Source organism: Mesorhizobium sp. P171375 (assembly GCF_057786075.1).
Map to the genome: position 1 here is coordinate 6,063,402 of NZ_JBYNWF010000001.1, position 22,124 is coordinate 6,085,525.

Genomic DNA, 22,124 nt, shown 5'->3' on the forward strand with positions numbered 1-22,124 from the left:
TCCCGGGCATCTCGAAATCCACCTATTGTGAGCCGCTCCTGAAAACGCATCGCCTGGCTCATTGCGCGATCGTGGCCAAAATCCCGCCTTGTTCGCGCGCGATGGAGGGGTTGGCTGCCGGGGGGCAATCCGAAGGACAAGACCGTGATCAAGACCGCCCTTGTCGCCATGACCATCGTCGGCTGCGACTGCGACGCCAAGCTTTGCGAATATATCGGCGAGACGCCGGCGAAGTGGGCGACCATCGCCGACTGCGAAGCGGCGATGAAAAACCAGATGCTGCATCAGAAGAATTTCAACTATCCGCTGGTTCCGGCATCTGCCGCACCAAGGGGTCGGCATCCTCTTCGCAACTGGCGGCGACCGCATCCCGCCCGGAACTGAGGCCAGCCAGCCGGAGTGTTCAGTCTGAAAGCCCGTTGCCGCCGGAACTGAGCCATCGGCCGAGCGTTCCGGTCGGCTCGCCGACGACGGCCATGGAAGCGGCAGCAGCCCGGCCCGTCGCCTACGAGCAAATGGTCGATGGCGGAACCGGCGTGCTCTACCGCACCAGGAACGGCTATGCGGTGGTCAAGACCGATCTCGGCCGTGCCGCATCGGCAACGGTCGGCATGGCCAAGCGATCCGCGAACTGGCTGGCAGGGCTGGTGCCGAGCGGGCTGTGAGCGGCGGCCGCGCCATTCGGGCCATACCACGGTGTCGCACTGCCGTTGAAAACTCCAGATAGATGCATGATGGTGTGAGGCATCGGCACGGAGGAGCACCTTTCCATGAAGCATGCAATTCGCGTGATGCTGTCCTTGATGCTGGCGTCCGCTCCGATTTCGGCCGGGGCGCAAAATTCCCAGCAGGGCGACGACAAGGTCGTCAACGTCGCCCGTGACGATCCGGACATGGCGGCCGCCATTGCGCAGGCGCGCGCCAGCCTCGATCAATTCCTGACCTTGTCGGAGGCACCGCCAGCCGGAACCACCGACTACAAATTGAAGGTCGAGGTCAAGGACGGCGACACTTCGGAACACTTCTGGATCATCCCCTTCCACAAGACAGCAAGCGGCTTTGCCGGAACATTGGCGAACGAGCCGCAGGCCGTGCACAACGTGACTGCCGGCCAGGAACTCGAATTCACCCGCGACGATATTTCCGACTGGGGCTACACCAGGAACGGCCGCCAGGTTGGCAGCTTCACCGTCTGCGTGCTGTTCAAGACGATATCGAAGGAAGAAGCCGACTATTATCGCCAGAATTACGGCTTCGACTGCTGACGGGGTCAGCCTGGCTGGATCTCCCCATCCGTCGCGCCGATCTTGCGCACCAGCGCCGCCGTCGCCAGGATCGCGCCCATATCGGCGATCATCGGCGCAATATGGCTGGTGTAGTCGAGCGGCACGGAAATGGCGGGCAGCTCGAAAAAGTTCTTCGGCTGCGGCAACAGCAGGAAACCGTCGCTGCCGTTGAGCGCGACCCGCGCCGGATCATCGCGCCATGTCTCATGCAGCCATTTCAGCGCCTGCGCCAGCCGGCCAGTGACCAGCGGCTGGGCGGCGGCGACATTGTCGGTGCGGAATTCATAGTCACTATCGAGCAGCGGGTCACCGCTCGACAGCTCCTGCATCTTGCCGGCGAAGATGCCACGGAAGAAGCCGACCACTGCATTGCTGCGCCGCGTCGCCACCAATGTGCCGGGGAATGGCGCGATCGTCTCGAAGGCGACGATGACGCCCTTGAAGACCGTCGACGAGCCTTTGCCCGAGCCTTGGCGCAACTCCGCCTCGTAAAGCTCGAACGGAAACTCCTCGTAGCGGCCTGACACGATGTCGTCGAAGCTCTGCCGGTTGAAGGCGCCGACCACGGCCCGCGGCAGCCGGTCGAAGGAATTCGGCGTCACGCTGTGCTGATAGCGCACATCCCTGATGAAGCCGAAAATGATCGGCAGCAGCGTGTCGCGGAACGATTGCTGCAGCCGCGTCGCCGGTCTCATCGCCAGGAAATAGAGCAGCAGCGCCGCGAAGAAACCAACGACATAGAGGAACACATGCGGTGTCGAGAACCACTGCTCGTTCAAGTCGGCGACCTTGTTGAACAACCAGGCCACCAGCGCGACGAAGACCAGCAGCAGCCCGAGAAACACCGGCACCCGCCAGCGCACTTGGCGATAGGCCGAGGCGCGTCCGGCCTCATAGGCTTCGATGTTCTTCCTGATGCCGGCGATAACCGTTTCATCAGGCATGAAATCCGCTGTTTCCATCGCCCCCTCGCAAGCCCCATTTTCGCCTATCCTACCGTTTTTTCGGAAAGTCGTCAGTCGCCGAAAATCGCCTTCAGCCGCGCCTCGACCTTGCCCTTTATCGGGTCGGTGAGCGCCTCGACCGGGACCAACCGGTCATGCCCGCCGGCGCGGAGCCGCATGAAGGGATACATCCTGTAGCCGGCGATGGCGCCGCGCTTGCCGAGATCGGCGCTGACATCGACGACGAAAATGCCGCCGATGCGGCCGGGCCATGGCTGGCGCGCCAAAGCGGTACCGAGGAAGTCGCCGAGCCCATAGGCGACAAGCGTCTTGCCGACCCACTGCACCGGCTGCACGACATGGGCATGGTGTCCGGCAATCAGTCCGAAGCCATGCGCTGCGAGCAGCCTGGCCAGCGCCTGCGTTTGCGGGCGCGGAAAATGCCTGAATTCCCAGTCCCAATGTGGAACGGCACAGCGCAGATCAATCCTCTTGTCCGTGGCGTCTTTTACCCATGCCGCCGGGTCGCTCTGCATCGACACCCGCTCGGTGAACGGCGAAGCGTCGGCATTGCGCCACAGCGTGAATGCCGCAAAGCCGATCGTCAGCGGCCCGGCCTTGACCTGCTCTACAGGTCCTTTTTTCGCGGTGCCGATGGTGCGGATGCCGAGCCGTTCCAGCGCTGCAACGGTCTCGTCGAAACCGGCGACGCCCTGATCCAGCACATGGTTGTTGGCCAGTGACAGCACCAGTTTTTCGCGCGCGATACCGACGGCGGTAAGTGCGTCGGCGAGAAACCGTTCGCTCATCGCATGGTGCGTGCCGAGCCGCGTGCCGAGTGCCACGCTCGGCCGCTCAACGACCGGACTTTCGCAATTGCCGATCACCAGATCGGCTGAGCCCAGCAGCTTTGCGATCATTGGATCGCACTCCGGCGCGCTGCGGTTGGCCACCGCCGAAATGTCGCCGACGAACACCAGACGTACCCTCCGCGCCGGCGGCGGATCGATGATGGTTGTCGCCGCAATCGGCGCAAAGTCCCTGACATCGCCGCCGAGCGACGGCTTCAGGAAGCGCGGCAGCCATGACAGTTTGTAGGAAAGCGGATAGTTCGACACGCGACGCCCAATCGTTTGCCCAATCGGTTGGCTTGTGTAGACGGTCTGCCCGGGAAGTGTCGACCGTCAGCCTCGAAACACTGCCGCTCGTAATGGGCAGACGCGGCGCACTGAATACGTGTATGGTCCGCGCAATGGCATAGTGGAGGAATGAGATGACACATGTAGCAAGCTTGTTGGCGTCCGCCTTCCTTCTTTTGCTGCCCTTGTCTTCGGCATCCGCCGCGTCGCCCGAAGCAGCCTCCGCCCTGTTCGAGGCGAAGACCGTGGCTGACCGCAACACCGCGCTGGCCACGCTCGAGGCTGCGTCATCAGGTGATCCGGCAGCGGCCTACGCCGCCGGCGCGGGCGAGTTCTTCACCGCGCTGGAAATCCTGGCCGGCGGCCTGCACCGCCACGGCTTCGATAGCCCGCAATCCTTCATGCTGCCGCTGATGCGGCTTCCGGTTCCGGACAATCCCAATCCCGAACCGCTGACCTATGAACAGTTCCGCGCCATTCTGGTCGCCTTCCGCGACCGGCTGGAGAAATCCGCCGCCACGCTGGGCTCGGTGCCGGCGGATGCCGATATCGGCATGGTCATCGACCTCACCCATGTCGGCATCGACCTCAACGAGGACGGCGCCATCGCGCCTGACGAAAGCATGGCCGCCATCATGGCCTCGCTGGCGCGTGGCGGCATCGCCCCGGACGACACCGCGCCGGCGCTCGCCTTCCGCTTCGACCGCGCCGACGGCTTTTGGCTGCAGGGCTATGCGGAGTTCCTGATGGCGCAGGCCGATTTCTGGCTGGCGCATGATTTCAGAAACATGTTCGACGGCTCGTTCCACATGCTGTTCCCGCACGCCAAACTGCCGCTGCAGGACATTCTCGTGCCGCTGGACGGCGGCACCAGCGGCGGCATGCTGGCCTCCGAATGGCGCATTGCCGACTTCATTTCGCTGGTCCACCTCGTCAACTGGCCGGTGGTCGAGCCCGAGCGCCGGCAGTCCGCGCGCCGCCATCTACTGGAGATGATCCGGCTGTCGCGCGAGGACTGGAAGGCGATCCGCACTGAGACCGACAATGACCGCGAATGGCTGCCCGGCCCGCAGCAGAAGGGCGCCAACCCGCTGACCGGTCTCGAAGTCGGCGAGGAACAGGTGCAGGCCTGGCTTGCCACTTTGACCATGGCCGAGGATCTGCTCGAAGGCCGCACGCTGCTGCCGCATTTCCGTATCGCCGACAAGGGCATCAACATGAAGCGCTTCTTCGAGGAGCCGAAAAATTTCGATCTGGTGCTGTCGATCACCGGCCCGGCCGTCGCGCCCTATCTCGAGAGCGGCAAGATCCTGACCAGCGACGAGTTCGACCAGATCCAGCGCCAGTTCGGCGGCGCCGGGTTTTTGACCTTCGCGCTGTGGTTCAACTGAGGCAATCGCCAGGCACTCGCGCCACAGCTCCTGACACCCTTGTGTCAGCAGCCTCGGTTCGCCCAATGCCCTGCGCCACTGCACCCTTTCCATTTTGGCGGACTCTGCCCATATTCGGGGCATGGCCAAACTCCCCGACAAAAAAACGCCCTTGACGGCGGGTGACAACAGCGCTTCGCCGCCCAAGCGGCGCAGCCCGCTGACCGATTTCCTCGATGCCTCGGAGCCGCTGCACAAGGGCGGCTTCGCCGAGGCGCCGCAAGCCGACTTCACCGGCACGCCGCTGACCGGCTCGATTGCGGACTGGGCTGAGCAGATCGAGCAGGAGGCCGAGAAGGAAGGCCGCCTCTCCGGCAAGGGTGACGGCGGCAAATCGCCAAAGGCGGCGAAAAAGATCCCGGAGCGTTCCGCCGCGCCCGGCCGCAGTTCGCGTGGCACATCGATGGGCGGTGCTGCCACCGCCAGGGAGCGCACCGCCGCCGGCCTCAATCCGGTCGCCGGCCTGGACATCTCGCTGGAAGATGCCGAGACGATGGCCTCGGGCAGTGTCACCGCAACGGTTGCGGCGCTGTCGGCGCTGATCGAATCCGGCAATCCGCTGCACAAGGACGGCGTGCTGTGGACACCGCACCGCCCTGCCCGCCCGGAAAAATCCGAAGGCGGCATCGCCATCAAGATGGTGTCGGATTTCGAGCCGGCCGGCGACCAGCCGACCGCCATCAAGGACCTTGTCGAAGGCGTCGACAACAACGACCGCACCCAGGTGCTGCTCGGCGTCACCGGCTCGGGCAAAACCTTCACCATGGCCAAGGTGATCGAGGAGACGCAGCGCCCTGCCTTGATCCTGGCGCCCAACAAGACGCTGGCCGCGCAGCTCTTTTCCGAGTTCAAGAAATTCTTCCCCGACAACGCGGTCGAATATTTCGTCTCCTACTACGACTATTACCAGCCGGAGGCCTACGTTCCGCGCACCGACACCTTCATCGAGAAGGAATCCTCGATCAACGAGCAGATCGACCGCATGCGCCATTCGGCGACGCGCTCGCTGCTCGAGCGCGACGACGTCATCATCGTCGCCTCGGTGTCCTGCATCTACGGTATCGGCTCGGTCGAGACCTATACGGCGATGACCTTCCAGATGCAGATCGGCGACCGGCTCGACCAGCGCGCTTTGCTCGCCGACCTCGTCGCCCAGCAATACAAGCGCCAGGACATCAATTTCGTCCGCGGCTCGTTCCGCGTGCGCGGCGACACGATCGAAATCTTCCCGGCCCACCTTGAGGACCGCGCCTGGCGCATCTCGATGTTCGGCGACGAGATAGAGGCGATCACCGAATTCGATCCGCTCACCGGCCAGAAGACCGGCGAGCTGAAAAGCGTCAAGATCTACGCCAATTCGCACTATGTGACGCCGCGCCCGACGCTCAACCAGGCCATCAAGTCGATCAAGGAAGAGCTCAAGCACCGGCTGGTCGAACTCGAGCGCGCCGGCCGCCTGCTGGAGGCGCAGCGGCTGGAGCAGCGCACCCGCTTCGACCTGGAAATGCTGGAAGCGACCGGCTCCTGCGCCGGCATCGAGAATTATTCGCGCTATCTCACAGGACGCCAGCCGGGCGATCCGCCGCCGACTTTGTTCGAATATATCCCTGATAACGCGCTGGTCTTCGTCGACGAAAGCCATGTCACCGTGCCGCAGATCGGCGGCATGTATCGCGGTGACTTTCGCCGCAAGGCGACGCTGGCCGAGTATGGCTTCCGCCTGCCCTCCTGCATGGACAACCGGCCGCTGCGCTTCGAGGAATGGGACGCCATGCGTCCGCTCTCGGTCGCGGTTTCGGCGACGCCCGGCGGCTGGGAGATGGAACAGTCCGGCGGCGTCTTCGCCGAGCAGGTCATCCGCCCGACCGGCCTGATCGACCCGCCGGTCGAGGTTCGTCCGGCCAAGAGCCAGGTCGACGATGTCGTCGGCGAGATCCGCGACACCACCGCGGCCGGCTACCGCACGCTGGTCACCGTCTTGACCAAGCGCATGGCCGAAGACCTGACCGAATATTTGCATGAGCAAGGCATCCGCGTCCGCTACATGCACTCCGACATCGACACGTTGGAGCGCATCGAGATCCTGCGCGACCTGCGGCTCGGCGCCTTCGATGTCCTGGTCGGGATCAACCTGTTGCGCGAAGGTCTCGACATTCCCGAATGCGGCTTCGTCGCCATCCTCGATGCCGACAAGGAAGGCTTCCTGCGTTCCGAAACGTCGCTGATCCAGACCATCGGCCGCGCCGCTCGCAACGTCGACGGCAAGGTCATCCTCTATGCCGACCAGATCACCGGCTCGATGGAGCGGGCGATGGCCGAGACCAACCGCCGCCGCGAAAAGCAGATGGAGTGGAACGCCGCCAACGGCATCACCCCGGAATCGGTCAAGTCGCGCATCTCCGACATTCTGGATTCGGTCTACGAGAAGGACCACGTCCGCGCCGACATCTCTCAGTTCACCGACAGCGCCGGCGCCATGATGGGCAACAATCTCAAGGCCCATCTCGACGCCATGGAAAAGCAGATGCGCGACGCCGCCGCCAATCTCGACTTCGAAAAGGCCGCCCGCATCCGCGACGAGATCAAGCGGCTGCGCGAGATGGAACTGTCGATCTCGGAAGACCCGCTGGCCAAATATGCCGACATGGAAAGCCCGGTTTCGGGCCGCGAAAAGGGCAAGCACAACAAGGGCGTGGCCAAGCATCGTACGGCGGAGGAACAGGAGCGTTTCCGCAAGCTCGACGCGGCACGTTCCGCCGAAGAGGCGGCCAGGGCTGCCCGGTCCAACCTCTTCCGCAAGCCGGCGCTCGACGAGATGGGCGCCGACGGCGCCGTGCCGGTGAAGAAGCCACTGTTTGCCAAGCCGTCGCTGGACGATATGGGGCCTGGCACCGACATGCCGACGCCGTCAGGCGCGGTGTCCCGTTCGCTGTTCAAGAAACAGTCGGCGCAGGAAGCGCACGGTTCCGACTTCGGCATTCCGGGCGAGCCTGCAAAACCGCTGTTCAAGAAGAACTCGCTCGATGAGATGACCGTGCGGCGGACGGAAAAGCCGGTAGAAGGAAAAGTGCCGGCCAAGCCGCAGCCAATCTCCCCCCTTGTGGGGGCCGGCAGGACAGAGGGGGGCGCGAAGGATCGCGACGCCAAGCCCATCGTTCGCCAGCGCCCCGGTATTGGTTCCTACGAAGACCCAGGCGACGCCCGCCGCGAAAAGCGCCGGCCCGGCAAGACTGGGCGGCCGGGGAAGTAGCGCCTCTCTTCCTTCTCCCCCTGTGGGAGAAGGTGGATCGGCGCGCAGCGCCGAGACGGTTGAGGGGTATTCCAGCGGAGTGAGACGTCGGCGTTCCCTGGAGCACCCCTCATCCGACCGAGCTTCGCTCGGCCACCTTCTCCCACAAGGGCCCTGTTGCACAGTTACGGGAGAAAGGCGTGCGGAGCGGTTTGACCGTGATGTCTCGCTCGGCTTTGCCTTTTGGGGTGGAGTTTGATGGTGGCGGAGGCCCTCAGGCCGACGCAGGGCGCACCTATCCCGTGATGGCCGCCCATCGGCGCATGTTGAAGGCGATGGCCGCCATCGTCACTTGAGCGGTAGCCTTGGCCAGTCCGATGTAGCGGATCGTGGTCAGCTTCATGCGGTTCTTGAGCGTGGCGAAGGTGGTTTCCACCGCCGCTCGCCGTCTGGCGATCAGGCGATTGTAGCGCTTGAGCCGTGCCGGCAGCGCATGATGCTTGTTGGGACGGCGCGCAATGCGCACCTTCTTGCCCTGTGCCTTCAATCGGGCACGGCGGGCATGGGTGTCATAGGCGGCATCCGCCCACACCGTCTTCTCGTCGCCGCAGATCAAGGCATCGGCCATCACCGTGTCGTTGACGTTGGCCGGTGTGGTGATCACCGTGCGGATCAGGCCCGAACCCTCATCCACCCCGACATGAGCCTTGTAGCCAAAGGTAAAGCCATCCTTGCCCTTGCGCATGGTGGGGCGGGCGTCTGCGTCCTTCGACGGCCGCTCGGGTGTCGGCGGTGCCGAGACCGCATCGATCAGCGTGGCGTCCAGCATCGTCCCACGCTTCAGGATCACACCGGCCTTCTCCAGCTGCCGGTCCAGTTCGCCAAACAGCCTCTCCATCAGCCCTTCGCCGACAAGCAGATTGCGAAAGCGCGACAGAACCGTGTGATCGGGGACCGTGTCGTCTAGGCCAAGCCCGGCAAAGCGCCGGAACGACAGCCGGTCGCCGAGTGCTTCCTCCAACTCGCGATCAGACAAGCCATAGAGCGATTGCAACAAAAGCGCCTTGAACAGCACCAGTGGCGGCCAGGCTGCCCGACCCGGCCCGCCATCCCGCAGCCGGTTGAGCAGCTTCTCGAACCGGTACCACTTCACCAGACCTGACAGACGGTCGAGCGGCGAAGAACCGCCCGCAAGCTTGTCGCCCAGAAATGCCTCCACCAGGCTCAACTGACCCGTCCGCTTAACCGCCATTGCGACTCTCCCGGCTTTCGCCTTCAGAGAATCACAACCAGCCAATTACGCAACAGGCCCACAAGGGGAGAAGGTAAGCGCTTCGCCGCCCCGGCACTCCCCCACCCACTTGCCACCAATCCCGCCTTTGGTGTAATCGCTCCCTCACACTCAACGTCTTGTCTTGAAAGGAGGGCTCACGTGTTTACGTTTTTTCGTCACCATCGTCAGCGTGGCCCGATTTCTGCCCTGCGAGTTCGCTTGCAGGGCTGACCAGGGACATCACGGGTTTTTTCCCGCTTCGATTTTTTGGTCTGCCCTTCGTGGTGCGCAACACTGAGCCTGATGGCCGGCAAGTGCACCGTCAAAGTGCATCCGGAGCTGTCTCCGGCAAGTCCAGAGAAATCACAATGGCCCTGATCAGCCTCAAATCCCTTGGCGTCACCATGAGTGCGCCGCTGTTTTCCAATCTCGATCTCACCATCGGCACCGGCGACCGGCTCGGCATCGTCGCCGACAACGGCCGCGGCAAGTCGACCTTGCTCAAATGCCTGACCGGCGCGATGGAGCCGACCTCCGGCGACATCACCCGCACGCGCGGCCTGCGCGTCGGCCATGTCGAACAGTCGGTTCCGCCTGCCCTTCTCAGCCGCACTTTCCACCAGGTGGTGGCTGACGCGTTGCCGGCCGAGCAGGTCGACAGCGAGATGTGGCGGGTCGACGTGGTGCTGGATTCGCTCGACGTGCCGGAGCCGATGCGCGAGCGCCCCATGCAGGCGCTGAGCGGCGGCTGGCAGCGGCTGGCGCTGATCGCCCGCGTCTGGGTCACCGATCCCGATGTGCTTTTGCTCGACGAGCCGACCAACCATCTCGACCTCGCCAAGATCAGCCAGCTGGAGAGCTGGCTGAACGCGCTGCCGCGCGAGGTGCCGGTGGTGGTCGCCAGCCACGACCGCGCCTTCCTCGACGCCGTCACCAACCGCACGCTGTTCCTGCGCCCGGAGGAGTCGCCGGTGTTTGCACTGCCCTATTCGCGGGCGCGGCGGGCCCTCGACGAATTGGACGCTTCGATGGCGCGCCGGTTCGAGCGCGACATGAAGGTGGCGCAGCAGCTGCGCAAGCAGGCCGCCAAGCTCAACAACATCGGCATCAACTCCGGCAGTGATCTTTTGACGGTGAAAACCAAGCAGCTGAGGGAACGGGCGGAGAAGCTGGAAGACGCGGCGGTGCAGGCGCATCGCGAGAAATCGGCCGGCGCGATCCGGCTGGCGAACCGCGGTACCCACGCCAAGGTGCTGATCACACTGGACGAGGCGGCGGTGGAAACGCCAGATGGCACGCTGTTGTTCAAGACCGGCAAACGCCACATCTGCCAGGGCGACCGCATTGTGCTGCTCGGCCGCAACGGCGTCGGCAAGTCGCGTTTCGTCAATCTGATCCGCAACGCCATCGCCGAGCTGGACACGGTGCCCAACGTCAAGGTGACGCCATCGACGGTGCTCGGCTACAGCGACCAGGCGCTGGCCGGCATCAGCGGCGACGACACGCCGCTGGCCATGGTCTCGCGCCGCTACGATGTCGGCGAACAGCGCGCCCGTTCGCTGCTTGCCGGCGCCGGCGTTGTCATCGAGATGCAGGAGAAGAAGATCGGCGTGCTGTCCGGTGGCCAGAAGGCGCGGCTGATGATGCTGGCGCTCAGGCTCGCCAATCCCAACTTCTACCTGCTGGACGAGCCGACCAACCATCTCGACATCGATGGCCAGGAAGCGCTGGAGGATGAGTTGTTGAAGCATCAGGCAAGCTGCGTCCTCGCCTCGCACGACCGCTCCTTCATCCGCGCCATCGGCAACCGCTTCTGGCTGATCGACAAGCGGCGGCTGACCGAAGTCGAAGACCCCGAGGAATTCTTCCGCTCGGTGGCCGAACCAGGTGGTTGAGGTTTGGCCGACGGGCCGGCCCTCCATCAGGACTGCTCGTCAGGCTTTCGCAAAAGTCGGAAAAGGCGCATTCTGAGGTCTCGCAAACCGAGGGAGGAAACCGATCATGCGTGGCGCGGACGTCGTCAGGAACCTGTATGATGCCTATGCAAAACGTGACATCGAGGGCGCGCTGGTCGACTGCGCCAATGATATCGTCTTCCGCTGGATCGCCGACCCGGCGCAGTCGCGCTACGCTGGAGTGGCCAAGGGCAAGCAGGAGTTCCTTGCTCGGCTTTTGGCGCTGGACGACGATTTCGAATACCGGAGCTTCATCCCGGTCGAGTTCATCGAAGAGGGCGACAAGGTTGCGGCGCAGGTCGAGATCCATATGACGCGCCGAACCACCGGCGAGGAGTTTGTCATGCGCACCGCCGATTTCTGGACACTGCGCGACGGCAAGATTATCGGGATGGTGGAGTATTACGACACCGCTCTGGCCGCAGCGGTCATCTGAGCCGTCTTCGATTGAATCCGGCCTTGCGGCCAATAAATTTCTCCGCGCTCTGTCGGATTGTCGCCGTGTGACGCGTCCTTGGGATGCCGACACGATGATGCCGGCTTCATCTGAGGAGAAAGCATCATGTCCATTCTGTCATCCATAGGCCGCGTCGCCACCCGTTACGCACAGAACCGCGCCCGCCATCGCAGCGAGCGCGAGTTGCTCGCCCTGCCGATCGAGCTGCGCAAGGATATCGGCTGGCCTGAAATCGTCATCGACGCGCAAAACGGCCCGCGGATCTGCAGGGCGCCCTGACCATGCGGCCCGGGAGAAGTGCTATCGATGCAGGCCGCCGCGGGGCGACCCTTGCTCAGTCATGCGTATCGCCCGAAAGCGGCGTCGCCTGCATCGATGCGCGCTTTTCGAACGCCTCGAACCAGTCCGTCAGCCGCACCCGGGCGCGAAACGACGGCAGCTGGCGGAACACCATCCAGGACAACGTGGTGGCAAGCGCTATGTGGCCGACATGGAGCGGCGCCTCATCATCCAGCGTGCTGTCGATCCAGTCGTAGCTCGCCTCGATCTTGTCCCGGTATCCCTGGGCGAGCGTGGCATGGCGCAATTGTTCGGGCCTCCTTTCCGTCTCCCAGCGCAAGCCTATCCCCGTCTGCGCCAAGCCTTGGGCGACCGCCTGCAGCCGCAACGCCTGCCAACGCGCCTCGCCATCCTGCGGCAGCAATTTGCGGCCGTCATGCAGCGTGTCGAGATAGGCGCAGATGACATCGGAATCGAAGAGCGGCGACGCATCCGGCCGCAGCAGCACCGGCACCTTGCCGAGCGGATTTTCGGCGTAGACACGGGCGTTGCGCAAGGTCGGGCTGGTCTCGTGGTGAATGATCTCGAGCCGATCGGCAAGGCCGACCTCATGGGCGAAGACGAGCGCCTTGCGCGCGAGGGGCGAATGGGTCTGGTAGTAGAGGATCATTGTCGTCTCAACGGGTTGAAGAAGCGGTCCCTTTTCTAGCCCGCGGGCCGCGAGGATTGCGCTCTGATTGGGCGCCGCCGGCGCAAGTTCCTTTCACGCCAAAAAAATCGCAGCGGCCATGTAGGATTGCCGCCGCCTCGTTCGTCCTAGGGTTCGCAAGACCAGATCAAGCGCCCAGACCAAACGCAAAGAGGAGCAAGATATGACCGACCAGACCCCCGTTCAGCCGGCCGCGAAAGTTCTCGGTGGATTGACCCCCTATCTGCAACTGGACGGCGCCTTCAAGGCAGCCGAATTCTACAAGAAGGCCTTCGGCGCCGAGCAGGTGTTCTTCTATCCGCCCGACGACCAGGGCCGCACCATGCACATCCATCTCCACATCAACGGCTCGACGCTGATGATCTCCGATTTCTACCCCGAAAACGGCATGCCCGCCGTCAAGCCGCAGGGCTACACCATGCAGCTCCATCTCGGCGCCGACGACATCGACGCCTGGTGGAAGCGCGCTGTCGATGCCGGCTGCGAAGTCGCCGTACCGCTCCAGCTGATGTTCTGGGGCGACCAGTGGGGCAACATGCGCGACCCCTTCGGTGTCGAGTGGGCGATGAACGCACCGGCGAAGAAAGGCTGACGCTTCTTACCTCTCCCCCTGTGGGAGAGGTCGGATTGCCCCGAATTGCTCTTCGCAATTCGGGGCAATCCGGGTGAGGGGTAACTTGGCGCCAAGCTGGAACACCCTTCAACCGTCTCGGCGCTGCGCGCCGATCCACCTTCTCCCACAACAAGGGGAGAAGGAAGAACGCCACCAACCAAGGAGAACCCCATGTCCTACGTCGATGGTTTCGTGCTCGCCGTGCCCAAGGCAAATCTCGATGACTACAAGAGACTGGCCAACCTCGCGGGCCCGATATGGATGGAGCACGGCGCGCTCGCCTATGTCGAATGTATCGGCGACGACGTGCCCAATGGCGAGGTCACTTCGTTTCCGCGTGCAGTTCAGGCCAAGGACGATGAGATCGTCGTCTTCGCCTGGGTGGTTTATGAATCCAGGGAAAGCCGCGACACGGTGATGCCCAAGGTGATGGCCGATCCGCGTTTCACACCCGATTGGGGACCTATGCCCTTCGATATGAAGCGCATGATCTACGGCGGCTTCCAACCGTTCGTGGAGCTGTAGCCGCTGCCTCAGGCCAGCTTGTCGAGGAGAGGCTTCAGCCTGTCTCCATAGCGCTTCCACAGATCGACCGAGCCCTGATACATCGGCTGGCGCACCTGCGCGGCCGAGGCCGTGCGCACCGGACGATCGGTCTCGTGGAACGACAGCACCTTGTCATCCCAGGGCAGGCCGAGATGCGAGATCAGCGCCCGCGTCTGTCCCTCCTGGTCGGCGACGAAATCCTCGTAACGCACGTCATGGACAACGCCGGGCAGCACGCTGCGCCAATGCGCCATGATGTCGGTGTAGAGATTGTGGAAGTCGGCGAGTTCGCTGAGATCATAGCCGTAGCGGTGACTGTCGCCGCGGAAATGCACCTTGTAGATCGAAAGGCACGTCGCCGCCGCATCGCGCGCGCAATGGATGATTTTCGCCTTCGGCAGCATCATGTGGATGAAGCCGATGAGCAGGAAGTTGCCGGGCATCTTGTCGGTGACATGCCTGAAGTTGGGATAGCGGGCATGCAGCATGTCGAGATAGGCTTGGCCTGCCTCGGCAAACTCCGCGTCCGATACATCAACCAGTCCCCAGGGGAAGCCGCCGGGCATGGTCGTCGGAAACTGCTTGCCGACCGCGGTCTTCAAAATGCTGAGCTCGCCCGCACCGTAGACCTCAGGATGGCTGGCGATGATCTGCTCGACCAGCGTGGTGCCCGAACGCGGCATGCCGACGACGAAGATCGGCGTGTCATTGGAAATCGGGCTCGGCTTGTGCTTTTCGAAAAAGCCGGTGTCGAACACCGTCTTCATCGCCTCGAATTCGTCGCGTGTCCTGACGGAATCGTAGTCGATGCCCTTGCGGCGAATAGCATTGCCTTCGGCGAAATAGTCGAAGGCCCTGCTGTAATCCTTCAAATCGTCATTGGCCTTGCCGAGACCGAAGGAGAGCTGCATGCGCGCCAGGCTGTCGGCCGGCGCCTTGGCATGCTGTGCCTCCATCCCCGCGAGTTCGGCGTCGCGCTCCTTCTGGCGCTTGACCTGCGTCAGCATCAGCCAGGCTTTGGCCATGCCCGGCGCGATCGCCAGCGCCTGCCGGAACAGGTCGGCCGCTTCATCGAGCTTGCCTTTTTCCATCAGCCCGACGCCGAGCCCATGCAACAGGTCGGCATCCTTCGGCCGGATGGTCAACGCCTCGCGGAAGGTCGCCAGCGCTTCGTCCAGACGCCCGGCCTCCTGTAGCGTTTCGGCAAGCCCGATGCGGGCACGGACATGGAAGGGATTGCGCCCGACCGTGCCACGATAAATGTCCTCCGCACCCTCGAACTGGCCGAGCTGTTTCAACGCCGAACCCAGATTATCGCGTGCCGCGAGCTGGTCGGGCTTGAGATCGACCGCACCGCGAAAGAAATCGGCCGCCGCTGCAACGCGACCGAGATCGCGCATCACCGTGCCGAGATTGTTGAGGAAATCGGGATTCTTCGGCTGCAGACGCACCGACTGCTCGATCAGTTCCAGCCCTTCGGGGCTGCGCCCGGTCTGGTGCAGCAGCAGGCCCAGAAAATGCGCCGCCGCCGCGTGATTGGCCTTGCGCGCCAGCACCTGCCGGTAGAGCGTCTCGGCCTCCTGCCGGCGCCCGGCCTGGTGCAGCTGCAGCGCCTGCTGCACATATTGGTCGAGGCCCAGCGGTGGCTGTCCGCCCGAACCTGCGCCTGCCGCTCTTCTCTGATCTCTGTTGATGGGAAACCTGCCGTGTTTGTCCGCTAGCCGGACCTAAGGCATGGAAGAGACAGATTCAAGGGCAGATCGAAGCCGGGTATGGTCTTCGATCAGGGCAACAACCGTGCGTAAAATCAAAGGGCTGCGGGGGGTGTCCAGCGAGCGCGCAGCACTGCACGTCGTGACAAAGCTCGTCCGGTCAAATTAGCCGGTTGCTTTCGGCAAGCTGGCGCTTCCGCCGCAGCGTTCCGTCGGTGTCGGCGACCTTGCGCCGTGCCGCTTCGTCGCTCCTTATCGTCAGGCGCACAGAGAGGGCTTTCGGGAACGCGACGATTGGCGCGATGGTTGCGACTGGGCCGTCCGGTGTTTTCATGATTCTCATAGATTTCGCCTTTTCAGCAAAAATAAAATCAGGCGACAGGACAATTATTCCGGCGCGCCATCGATAAGGGATTTGTTGATATAATGACATCATAGCAGTTTTATCCAAGATTTATATGCGTTAAATTTTTAGGTCGGTCGAATCGAGCCAGAAATTATCTTGAACAAGCCACTGTTTAAGGCTATGAGTTGTAAGATCGTTTTTGGGCCAAGCTTGGCATATCGCGGCGTCAGAAGTTCTCGACCCGCCAAACTCATTCCAAATCGCCGATATCTGAATTGCCGGCACAGTGGCGTGCAGCGCGTCCAGGCGGAACCAGAGCCAAGCCAATGTCGGAGCGCACCACCCATTCCATCGCCCATTTCGCGGCACCCTTCGTGCTCGGCGGACTGGAAGGGCAACTGCCGGCCGGCGACTATGACATCGATCACGATGAAGAGCTGATCGAGGGCATGTCGCGGCTTGCCTGGCGTCGCGTCGCCACCTTCATCCATTTGCCGGCAAGGGCAGTGAAGAACCCGACCACCAGCCAGCTTGTCGCCATCGACTACCTCGAACTCGAAACAGCGCTGAGGCGCGACCAGGAGAACGCAGCATGATCCGCTTCCAGCAGAATGCGCGTCCGCGCACCGACACGCCCTCGCACCGCTTCGCCGTCGGCCAGACGGTACGCATGAAGAGCCGCATCGGGATGCTCCAGAAGCCCGTGGAACTGTTCGAGATCAAGAGCAGGTTGCCGGTCAAGGACGGCTCGCCGCAATACCGCATCCGCAGCGAGCAGGAGACCTATGAGCGGGTCACCACGGAAGACAATCTCGAAGTGGCCGACGATCCGGTTGCTGCCAACAACCCGGCCGCCTGAAACGCCGGCAAAGCCAAGCCAACACGCACCAGGAGCAGTCCATGTCCAAGGGTCAACAGCGAAGCAACCGCGAAACGCGCAAGCCGAAGAAGGATAAGGTCGTGGCCAAGCCCGCCGCCCCCTTCGGCTCGTCGGTCAAGCAGGCCGAGAGCGGCCTGAAGCCGAAGTCCAAAAACTGACCAGCCAGGGGCGCCTCGTGCGCCCCTCCGTCGCCTTAGAGCAATTCCAGGAAAAGTGTGAGCGGTTTTCCCGGGAAAAGCGCGTAGCGCTTTCCCTAGGGAATTGCGAAAAAACAGAGAGATAGAGCGGTTCGCCGTTTCCGGGAAACGCGCTCTAGGTGCAAGGTGACGGCAACAAGCTCGCGCAACGCTCTGCCACGGAGACGTGCTTGAACTTCTTCATCGAGTTCTATCGTTCGCGCGACGCCGACGAAGCCACGCTCGACAAGGTGTCGCTGGAAGCGCCCAACCTGCGCGCCGCCCTGCAGGGCGCAACCGCGCTGTTCCATACGCTGGCCATGCCGCAGATCCCCGACCGCCTGCGCATCTGCGACGAAGACGGCGCAGAGCTCTACGCCGGCCCGGCCGACGGGGCGTATCCGGTGTAGGCAGCCATTCCGATTTGATCCGCGACCTTGCCTTTCCCCTCTGGGAGAAGGTGGCCGAGCGAAGCTCGGTCGGATGAGGGGTGTTCCAGAAGACACCAACGCCTCATTCCGTCCAACACCCCTCAACCGTCTCGGCGCTAACGCGCCGATCCACCTTCTCCCACAAGGGGAGAAGGTAAAGGCGCCCTCTCAGCAGGGGCCGTTGTAGACGGCGCGATAGTCGGCGGCACGTGCCTCGCAGGCATTTGGGAAGGTGCGCAGTTCGCCATGACGGCGGGCGCAGACGGGCGCATATTCGCGGGTGCAGAATGTCGGCTCCTCGCCACCGCCGCCGCCACCACCGCCGTCACGGCAAGGGCCGTCTCGCACGATGCGGTAGCCCGAGCGCTCTGCGAGGCAGGCATTGGCGAAGGTCTGGCGGTCACCGCCGCGCCGCGCGCAGACCGGCTCATATTCCCTGGTGCAGAATTCCGGTTCCGGCCGTGGCGGCCGCGGACGGGGTCCCGGCCCGTCGTCGACGACGACGGTGCAGGCCGCAAGAAGACCCGACAGGAAGAGAATGGTAAAACCCTGGCGCGAGAAAATCGTCGCAAGAAATCTCATGAATATGCCTCCCTCGAGAACCCCCGTCCCGGCGCAAAACGCGCCGGTCGATCCTCGCCATTCCCTTGCCAAATGCAACCCCTGTTTGCGGCGCGGCGGAGCCATGCGATACCCCTCCCCGCATTGTTTTAACCTTGGACTATATCAGCTGGACCATGCGTGGCCGGGCTCTGGCTGATGACCGCCAACGGGGCCGGGTCTATCGAAGCGCCTGCGTTGGGATGCGTCGATGGTCGCGGCCCGCGGCGCTGTCTTGCAACTATCACGTTTCCGTGCGATAAATTTTGTGTTCGGGCATTTGCGACCCGGAGAGCGGAACGTTTTGGACGACCTTTCCCCGATACTGTGAATCTCTGACGGCCCCGTTTTCGGCGGGGGGTTTTACCATGCGCAAATGCAGGACTGCCGAAGCAACCACCGGGACTTGCCCACGATGCCAGGCGGCGGGCAAACCACAAGACTGACACGGGTGAAGGAGTTTCCCCAATGGCCCAGACCGGCACCGTTAAATTCTTCAACGCGACCAAAGGCTTCGGCTTTATCACGCCCGACGGCGGCGCCAAGGATGTGTTCGTCCACATTTCCGCGATCGAGGCTTCGGGCCTGCGTACGCTCGTCGACGGCCAGAAGGTCACCTTCGACGTTGAACCCGACCGCATGGGCAAGGGCCCGAAGGCGGTCAATCTCCGCGCGGCCTGAACCGGCGGTGCCCGCGCGCCCGTCAGGGCGCGCGAAGGAAGCACTGAAAGTGTGCTTGAACCGGCATTGTCAGCCGTCCCAGAGTTTCGAAGGCGCGACGTTTCCCGTCGCGCCTTTTTCGTGTCCGCCGGTGATGGGCAAAGGACGCTCGACCCGTTCATCGAATGGCTGATCGCCGGCGCGATCGTCTGGCGCGAATTGCCTTGCCTGCAACGATCTATTTGACCCCCTCGACCGTTGCCGGCCTCGCCAAAACTTTCTCTTGCCGATAGCGCTAAAATAAAGGACAAATTTCCCTTCGGGCATTTGCCGGCCCGAAACTGACTTTATGGGATCAAAGGGAGCTTCCCATGCCGCAGACCGGCACCGTCAAATTCTTCAATCATGCCAAAGGCTTCGGCTTCATCACGCCGGACGACGGCCAGAAGGATGTCTTCGTCCACATTTCCGCCGTGCAGGCGTCGGGTCTTCCCGGTCTGGAGGATGGGCAGAAAGTGACATTCGACACCGAGCCGGACAAGCGCGGCAAGGGTCCGAAGGCTGTCAATCTGTCGGTCGGCTAAGCCGGCTCAAGACAGTCTGGACGGAGATTGACGAGGCGGAGCGCCTTCCGCACGCGCTTGGTTTTTGCCGCATGGCCTGAATCAGAGGTGTAAATTCCGTTCAGCCCCCGTTCAGCCACGGTCTCATATTAATCGTCCCCAAGGCCGGACCGCATCCCCTAGAACTACCCGGACCGGCACGAAGGAGACCAAAATGAATCGCATTTTCAAGACCGCCATCCTGGGCGCCGCACTCACCGCGACCACGCTCGCCACTCTGCCCGCCGCCAACGCCGACGAATGGCGCCATCGCCATCATGGTCACCACAATGGTGACGCGCTTGCAGCCGGTGTGGTCGGCCTTGCGGCCGGCGCCCTGATCGCCGGTGCGCTGAGCAACCCGCAGCCGCGCTACAGCAGCTATGACGACGACTACGACTATCGCGAAGTGCGGCCGGTGCGCCGTTACTATGCCGAGCCCCGTTACTATGCCGAGCCGAGGGTTGTCTATGCCGACCGCTATGCCGAGCCGTGGACCCGCGACTGGTACGAATACTGCTCGGACCGCTACCGGACCTTCAACGCCCGCAACGGCACGTTCACCGGCAATGACGGTGAGCAGCATTTCTGCACCGCTAATTGAGGCTTCCCTGCCCCAAACAAAAAGCGCTGACTGCAAGGTCGGCGCTTTTTTTGTTGGCAGAACGACATCGCTAAGTAAGGAACGGATTGGTCCGCCTCTCCTCGCCAAAACGGCCGCCCGGGCCATGGCCGCAGATGAAGCCGATGTCGTCGCCGAGCGGCAAGAGCTTGTCCTTGATCGAGGCGATCAACGTCGCATGATCGCCGCCCGGCAGATCGGTGCGCCCCACCGACCCGCGAAACAGCACATCGCCGACATGGGCGAACTTGGCCGCGCGGTTATAGTAGACGACATGGCCGGGCGCATGGCCGGGGCAATGCAGCACCTCGAACACATGCGAACCGAACGACACGGTTTCGCCTTCGGTGAGGAAGCGGTCGGGAACGCAGTTGCGCACCCCGGCAATGCCGTAGCGCTGGCCCTGGTTCTCGAGATTGTCGAGAAGCAGCTTGTCGGCCTCATGCGGCCCGATGATCTCGACGCCGAGCGCCTCTTTCAGTTCCATGGCGCCACCGGCATGGTCGATGTGGCCATGAGTGATCCAGATCGCGCCGGCCGAGATCGCATTGTCCTTCAGCACCGCCAGCACCTGGTCGATGTCGCCACCTGGATCAACGACGACGCCATGCTTGTCATCCATGTCGAACAGGATGGTGCAGTTCTGCTGGAAGGGCGTGACCGGCACGATGCCGGCATTGAGCTGACCCATGATTGTCCTTTCGCTGTGTCTCGCGTGATGTAGAGGCACAGGCCGGCAACGTCCACAGCTGCGCGACAATCTTGATAGACCCCAAAACAGATATGGGCGGCCCAACGGCCGCCCATATGACGAAGCCCGAGATGTCGAGGCTTATTTCTTCATCGCGCCCATGACCGCACCGATGATGCCGGTCAGGATCGCGCCGCCGCCTGCGCCGCCGACGAGGTTTTCGATGTTCAACGCGCTGCCCAACCCGCCGGTTGCCGCCGCAGCCGCTGCCGGGTCGACCGTGCCGCCGCCGAGTAGGCTGCCGAGGATCGCCGCGCCACCGACGCCGCCAATGGCGCCGCCCAGGATTTTGGTCAACTGGCCCATCGCCGCATTCTTCAGCGCAACGCCGATTGCCTGACCACCGACAACACCCGCTATTACCTGCACAACGATCGCAATGAGCGTGTTCGTATCCATGTACCTAGTCCCTCCATAGCTGCCAGCCTCCCGGGCCGACACGATCATGAGACGCCGAATTAGACGAAAGTCAAATGCGTAAATGCTGAAATAAAAGGGGCGGCCCTAAAACCGCCCCTGCTTGCGAAAAAAGCTGTGATTTTCGTTATTCTGCGGCTATTGCATGCTTAGGCTGCACTGCGGCAGAATAGTCGTTCATCAAAGTCTTGGCGATCTCGCCGACCTCGAATCGGTAGGGACCGATCTCGGAAACCGGCGTCACTTCCGCCGCCGTTCCGGTGAGGAAGCACTGTTCGAAGCCTTCGAGTTCCTCAGGCATAATGGCGCGCTCGATCACCTCAAGGCTACGGTCCTTGGCCAGGCCAATGACAGTACGGCGGGTGATGCCGTCGAGGAAGCAATCCGGCTTGGGCGTATGGATCTTGCCGTCCTTGACGAAGAAGATGTTGGCGCCGGTTGCTTCCGCGACCTGGCCGCGCCAGTCGAGCATCATGGCGTCGGCATAGCCCTTGGCTTCGGCGGCATGCTTGGACATGGTGCAGATCATGTAGAGGCCGGCGGCCTTCGACTTCGACGGCGCCGTGCGCGGATCGGGCCGGCGCCATTCCGCCAGATCGAGACGGATGCCCTTGAGCTTCTGCGCCGGGTCAAAATAGCTCGGCCATTGCCAGATGGCGATGGCGCAGTTGATGCGGCTGTTCTGCGCCGACACGCCCATCTGTTCGCTGCCGCGCCAGGCGATCGGCCTGACATAGGCGTCCTGGAAACCCTGCTTCTTGAGAAGCGTGGTCGAGGCGTCGTTGAGCTCGGCCACCGAATAGGGAATCTTGAAGCCGAGCAGGCGCGCCGATTCATGCAGGCGTTCGGTATGCTCGTTCAACTTGAAAATCGCGCCGCCATAGGCGCGCTCGCCCTCGAAGACGGCGCTGGCATAGTGCAGGCCGTGGGTCAGCACGTGGATCTTGGCGTCGGCCCATTTGACGAACTCGCCGTTCATCCAGATGAAGCCTTCCAGCTGGTCGAAGGGAACGGATGCCATGGAAACCTCCCGCGGGCGGCGGCCCGCACATCATTGGTGTTGTTGT

General features: G+C 63.0%; 26 protein-coding genes and 1 pseudogene. 17 read left to right on the plus strand and 10 right to left on the minus strand.

What is annotated here, in order from left to right; genetic code table 11:
- Positions 1–144: 144 nt before the first annotated feature.
- Both ACYHH6_RS29585 and ACYHH6_RS29590 read left to right on the plus strand, forming a co-directional pair.
- Positions 145–665 (plus strand): annotated as a pseudogene (locus ACYHH6_RS29585) (hypothetical protein).
- A gap of 105 nt (positions 666–770) precedes the next feature.
- On the plus strand, positions 771–1,265 hold the full coding sequence (locus ACYHH6_RS29590; RefSeq protein ID WP_352589865.1) for a YegJ family protein: 495 nt from the start codon (positions 771–773) through the stop codon (positions 1,263–1,265).
- A gap of 5 nt (positions 1,266–1,270) precedes the next feature.
- Here the strand turns inward: ACYHH6_RS29590 and ACYHH6_RS29595 are convergent, their stop codons facing one another.
- Positions 1,271–2,248, minus strand: a complete 978-nt coding sequence (locus ACYHH6_RS29595; protein ID WP_352589868.1) for a DUF3137 domain-containing protein — start codon at positions 2,246–2,248, stop codon at positions 1,271–1,273.
- Between the two features lie 53 nt (positions 2,249–2,301).
- Positions 2,302–3,348, minus strand: coding sequence for a CapA family protein (locus ACYHH6_RS29600; RefSeq protein ID WP_352589871.1), 1,047 nt, complete (start codon positions 3,346–3,348; stop codon positions 2,302–2,304).
- A 155-nt stretch (positions 3,349–3,503) separates the two neighbouring features.
- Between ACYHH6_RS29600 and ACYHH6_RS29605 the strand changes: the two genes are divergently transcribed.
- Both ACYHH6_RS29605 and uvrB read left to right on the plus strand, forming a co-directional pair.
- The gene (locus ACYHH6_RS29605) at positions 3,504–4,760 is read left to right on the plus strand and encodes a hypothetical protein (protein WP_352589874.1); all 1,257 of its coding nucleotides are present in this window, start codon (positions 3,504–3,506) and stop codon (positions 4,758–4,760) included.
- A 121-nt stretch (positions 4,761–4,881) separates the two neighbouring features.
- Entirely contained in the window at positions 4,882–8,049 is a 3,168-nt protein-coding gene (gene uvrB / locus ACYHH6_RS29610; protein WP_352589877.1) for an excinuclease ABC subunit UvrB, read from the plus strand.
- Positions 8,050–8,323: 274 nt separating this feature from the next.
- Here the strand turns inward: uvrB and ACYHH6_RS29615 are convergent, their stop codons facing one another.
- Entirely contained in the window at positions 8,324–9,280 is a 957-nt protein-coding gene (locus ACYHH6_RS29615; protein ID WP_477353343.1) for an IS5 family transposase, read from the minus strand.
- A 389-nt stretch (positions 9,281–9,669) separates the two neighbouring features.
- Between ACYHH6_RS29615 and ACYHH6_RS29620 the strand changes: the two genes are divergently transcribed.
- From ACYHH6_RS29620 to ACYHH6_RS29630, 3 genes are all read left to right on the plus strand, one after another.
- Positions 9,670–11,196 (plus strand): ABC-F family ATP-binding cassette domain-containing protein, encoded by a 1,527-nt coding sequence (locus ACYHH6_RS29620; RefSeq protein ID WP_352593647.1) that lies wholly within the window; start codon positions 9,670–9,672, stop codon positions 11,194–11,196.
- Between the two features lie 106 nt (positions 11,197–11,302).
- On the plus strand, positions 11,303–11,692 hold the full coding sequence (locus tag ACYHH6_RS29625; protein ID WP_352593644.1) for a nuclear transport factor 2 family protein: 390 nt from the start codon (positions 11,303–11,305) through the stop codon (positions 11,690–11,692).
- Positions 11,693–11,818: 126 nt separating this feature from the next.
- Positions 11,819–11,992, plus strand: coding sequence for a hypothetical protein (locus ACYHH6_RS29630; protein WP_185970417.1), 174 nt, complete (start codon positions 11,819–11,821; stop codon positions 11,990–11,992).
- A gap of 55 nt (positions 11,993–12,047) precedes the next feature.
- Here ACYHH6_RS29630 and ACYHH6_RS29635 read toward each other — a convergent pair whose 3' ends face one another.
- Positions 12,048–12,662, minus strand: coding sequence for a glutathione S-transferase family protein (locus ACYHH6_RS29635; protein ID WP_352593641.1), 615 nt, complete (start codon positions 12,660–12,662; stop codon positions 12,048–12,050).
- 202 nt (positions 12,663–12,864) lie between these two features.
- On the opposite strand from ACYHH6_RS29635, the gene ACYHH6_RS29640 reads away from it, so the two are divergent.
- Entirely contained in the window at positions 12,865–13,293 is a 429-nt protein-coding gene (locus tag ACYHH6_RS29640; RefSeq protein ID WP_112561031.1) for a VOC family protein, read from the plus strand.
- Between the two features lie 192 nt (positions 13,294–13,485).
- Complete coding sequence (locus ACYHH6_RS29645) at positions 13,486–13,839, plus strand: DUF1428 domain-containing protein (RefSeq protein ID WP_112561032.1); 354 nt, start codon at positions 13,486–13,488, stop codon at positions 13,837–13,839.
- An 8-nt stretch (positions 13,840–13,847) separates the two neighbouring features.
- On the opposite strand, the gene ACYHH6_RS29650 is transcribed toward ACYHH6_RS29645, so the two are convergent.
- Both ACYHH6_RS29650 and ACYHH6_RS29655 read right to left on the minus strand, forming a co-directional pair.
- Positions 13,848–15,482, minus strand: coding sequence for a tetratricopeptide repeat-containing sulfotransferase family protein (locus ACYHH6_RS29650; protein WP_352588566.1), 1,635 nt, complete (start codon positions 15,480–15,482; stop codon positions 13,848–13,850).
- A gap of 250 nt (positions 15,483–15,732) precedes the next feature.
- The gene (locus ACYHH6_RS29655; protein ID WP_352588563.1) at positions 15,733–16,008 is read right to left on the minus strand and encodes a hypothetical protein; all 276 of its coding nucleotides are present in this window, start codon (positions 16,006–16,008) and stop codon (positions 15,733–15,735) included.
- A gap of 236 nt (positions 16,009–16,244) precedes the next feature.
- On the opposite strand from ACYHH6_RS29655, the gene ACYHH6_RS29660 reads away from it, so the two are divergent.
- The 4 genes from ACYHH6_RS29660 (at position 16,245) to ACYHH6_RS29675 (ending at position 17,384) form a co-directional block, all read left to right on the plus strand.
- On the plus strand, positions 16,245–16,514 hold the full coding sequence (locus ACYHH6_RS29660) for a hypothetical protein (RefSeq protein ID WP_112561035.1): 270 nt from the start codon (positions 16,245–16,247) through the stop codon (positions 16,512–16,514).
- Positions 16,511–16,777, plus strand: coding sequence for a hypothetical protein (locus ACYHH6_RS29665; RefSeq protein ID WP_142869210.1), 267 nt, complete (start codon positions 16,511–16,513; stop codon positions 16,775–16,777). Before ACYHH6_RS29660 ends, ACYHH6_RS29665 begins: the two co-directional genes overlap by 4 nt.
- 41 nt (positions 16,778–16,818) lie before the next feature.
- Entirely contained in the window at positions 16,819–16,956 is a 138-nt protein-coding gene (locus ACYHH6_RS29670; RefSeq protein ID WP_192257804.1) for a hypothetical protein, read from the plus strand.
- A gap of 209 nt (positions 16,957–17,165) precedes the next feature.
- The gene (locus ACYHH6_RS29675) at positions 17,166–17,384 is read left to right on the plus strand and encodes a hypothetical protein (protein WP_352588560.1); all 219 of its coding nucleotides are present in this window, start codon (positions 17,166–17,168) and stop codon (positions 17,382–17,384) included.
- Between the two features lie 189 nt (positions 17,385–17,573).
- Here ACYHH6_RS29675 and ACYHH6_RS29680 read toward each other — a convergent pair whose 3' ends face one another.
- Entirely contained in the window at positions 17,574–17,987 is a 414-nt protein-coding gene (locus ACYHH6_RS29680; protein WP_352588557.1) for a Kazal-type serine protease inhibitor domain-containing protein, read from the minus strand.
- 486 nt (positions 17,988–18,473) lie between these two features.
- Here ACYHH6_RS29680 and ACYHH6_RS29685 point away from each other — a divergent pair, with 486 nt between their 5' ends.
- The 4 genes from ACYHH6_RS29685 to ACYHH6_RS29700 all read left to right on the plus strand — a co-directional run bounded on the left by ACYHH6_RS29685 (position 18,474) and on the right by ACYHH6_RS29700 (position 19,871).
- Positions 18,474–18,686, plus strand: coding sequence for a cold-shock protein (locus ACYHH6_RS29685; protein WP_006202520.1), 213 nt, complete (start codon positions 18,474–18,476; stop codon positions 18,684–18,686).
- 51 nt (positions 18,687–18,737) lie between these two features.
- The gene (locus tag ACYHH6_RS29690) at positions 18,738–18,911 is read left to right on the plus strand and encodes a hypothetical protein (protein ID WP_352588554.1); all 174 of its coding nucleotides are present in this window, start codon (positions 18,738–18,740) and stop codon (positions 18,909–18,911) included.
- A gap of 125 nt (positions 18,912–19,036) precedes the next feature.
- On the plus strand, positions 19,037–19,249 hold the full coding sequence (locus tag ACYHH6_RS29695) for a cold-shock protein (RefSeq protein ID WP_112561038.1): 213 nt from the start codon (positions 19,037–19,039) through the stop codon (positions 19,247–19,249).
- Positions 19,250–19,442: 193 nt separating this feature from the next.
- On the plus strand, positions 19,443–19,871 hold the full coding sequence (locus ACYHH6_RS29700) for a BA14K family protein (RefSeq protein ID WP_352588551.1): 429 nt from the start codon (positions 19,443–19,445) through the stop codon (positions 19,869–19,871).
- A 70-nt stretch (positions 19,872–19,941) separates the two neighbouring features.
- On the opposite strand, the gene ACYHH6_RS29705 is transcribed toward ACYHH6_RS29700, so the two are convergent.
- From ACYHH6_RS29705 to ACYHH6_RS29715, 3 genes are all read right to left on the minus strand, one after another.
- Complete coding sequence (locus tag ACYHH6_RS29705) at positions 19,942–20,580, minus strand: MBL fold metallo-hydrolase (RefSeq protein ID WP_352588548.1); 639 nt, start codon at positions 20,578–20,580, stop codon at positions 19,942–19,944.
- A gap of 141 nt (positions 20,581–20,721) precedes the next feature.
- Positions 20,722–21,039 (minus strand): hypothetical protein, encoded by a 318-nt coding sequence (locus ACYHH6_RS29710; protein WP_112561041.1) that lies wholly within the window; start codon positions 21,037–21,039, stop codon positions 20,722–20,724.
- A 145-nt stretch (positions 21,040–21,184) separates the two neighbouring features.
- Positions 21,185–22,078, minus strand: coding sequence for a branched-chain amino acid aminotransferase (locus ACYHH6_RS29715; RefSeq protein WP_352588544.1), 894 nt, complete (start codon positions 22,076–22,078; stop codon positions 21,185–21,187).
- Between the last annotated feature and the right edge of the window lie 46 nt (positions 22,079–22,124).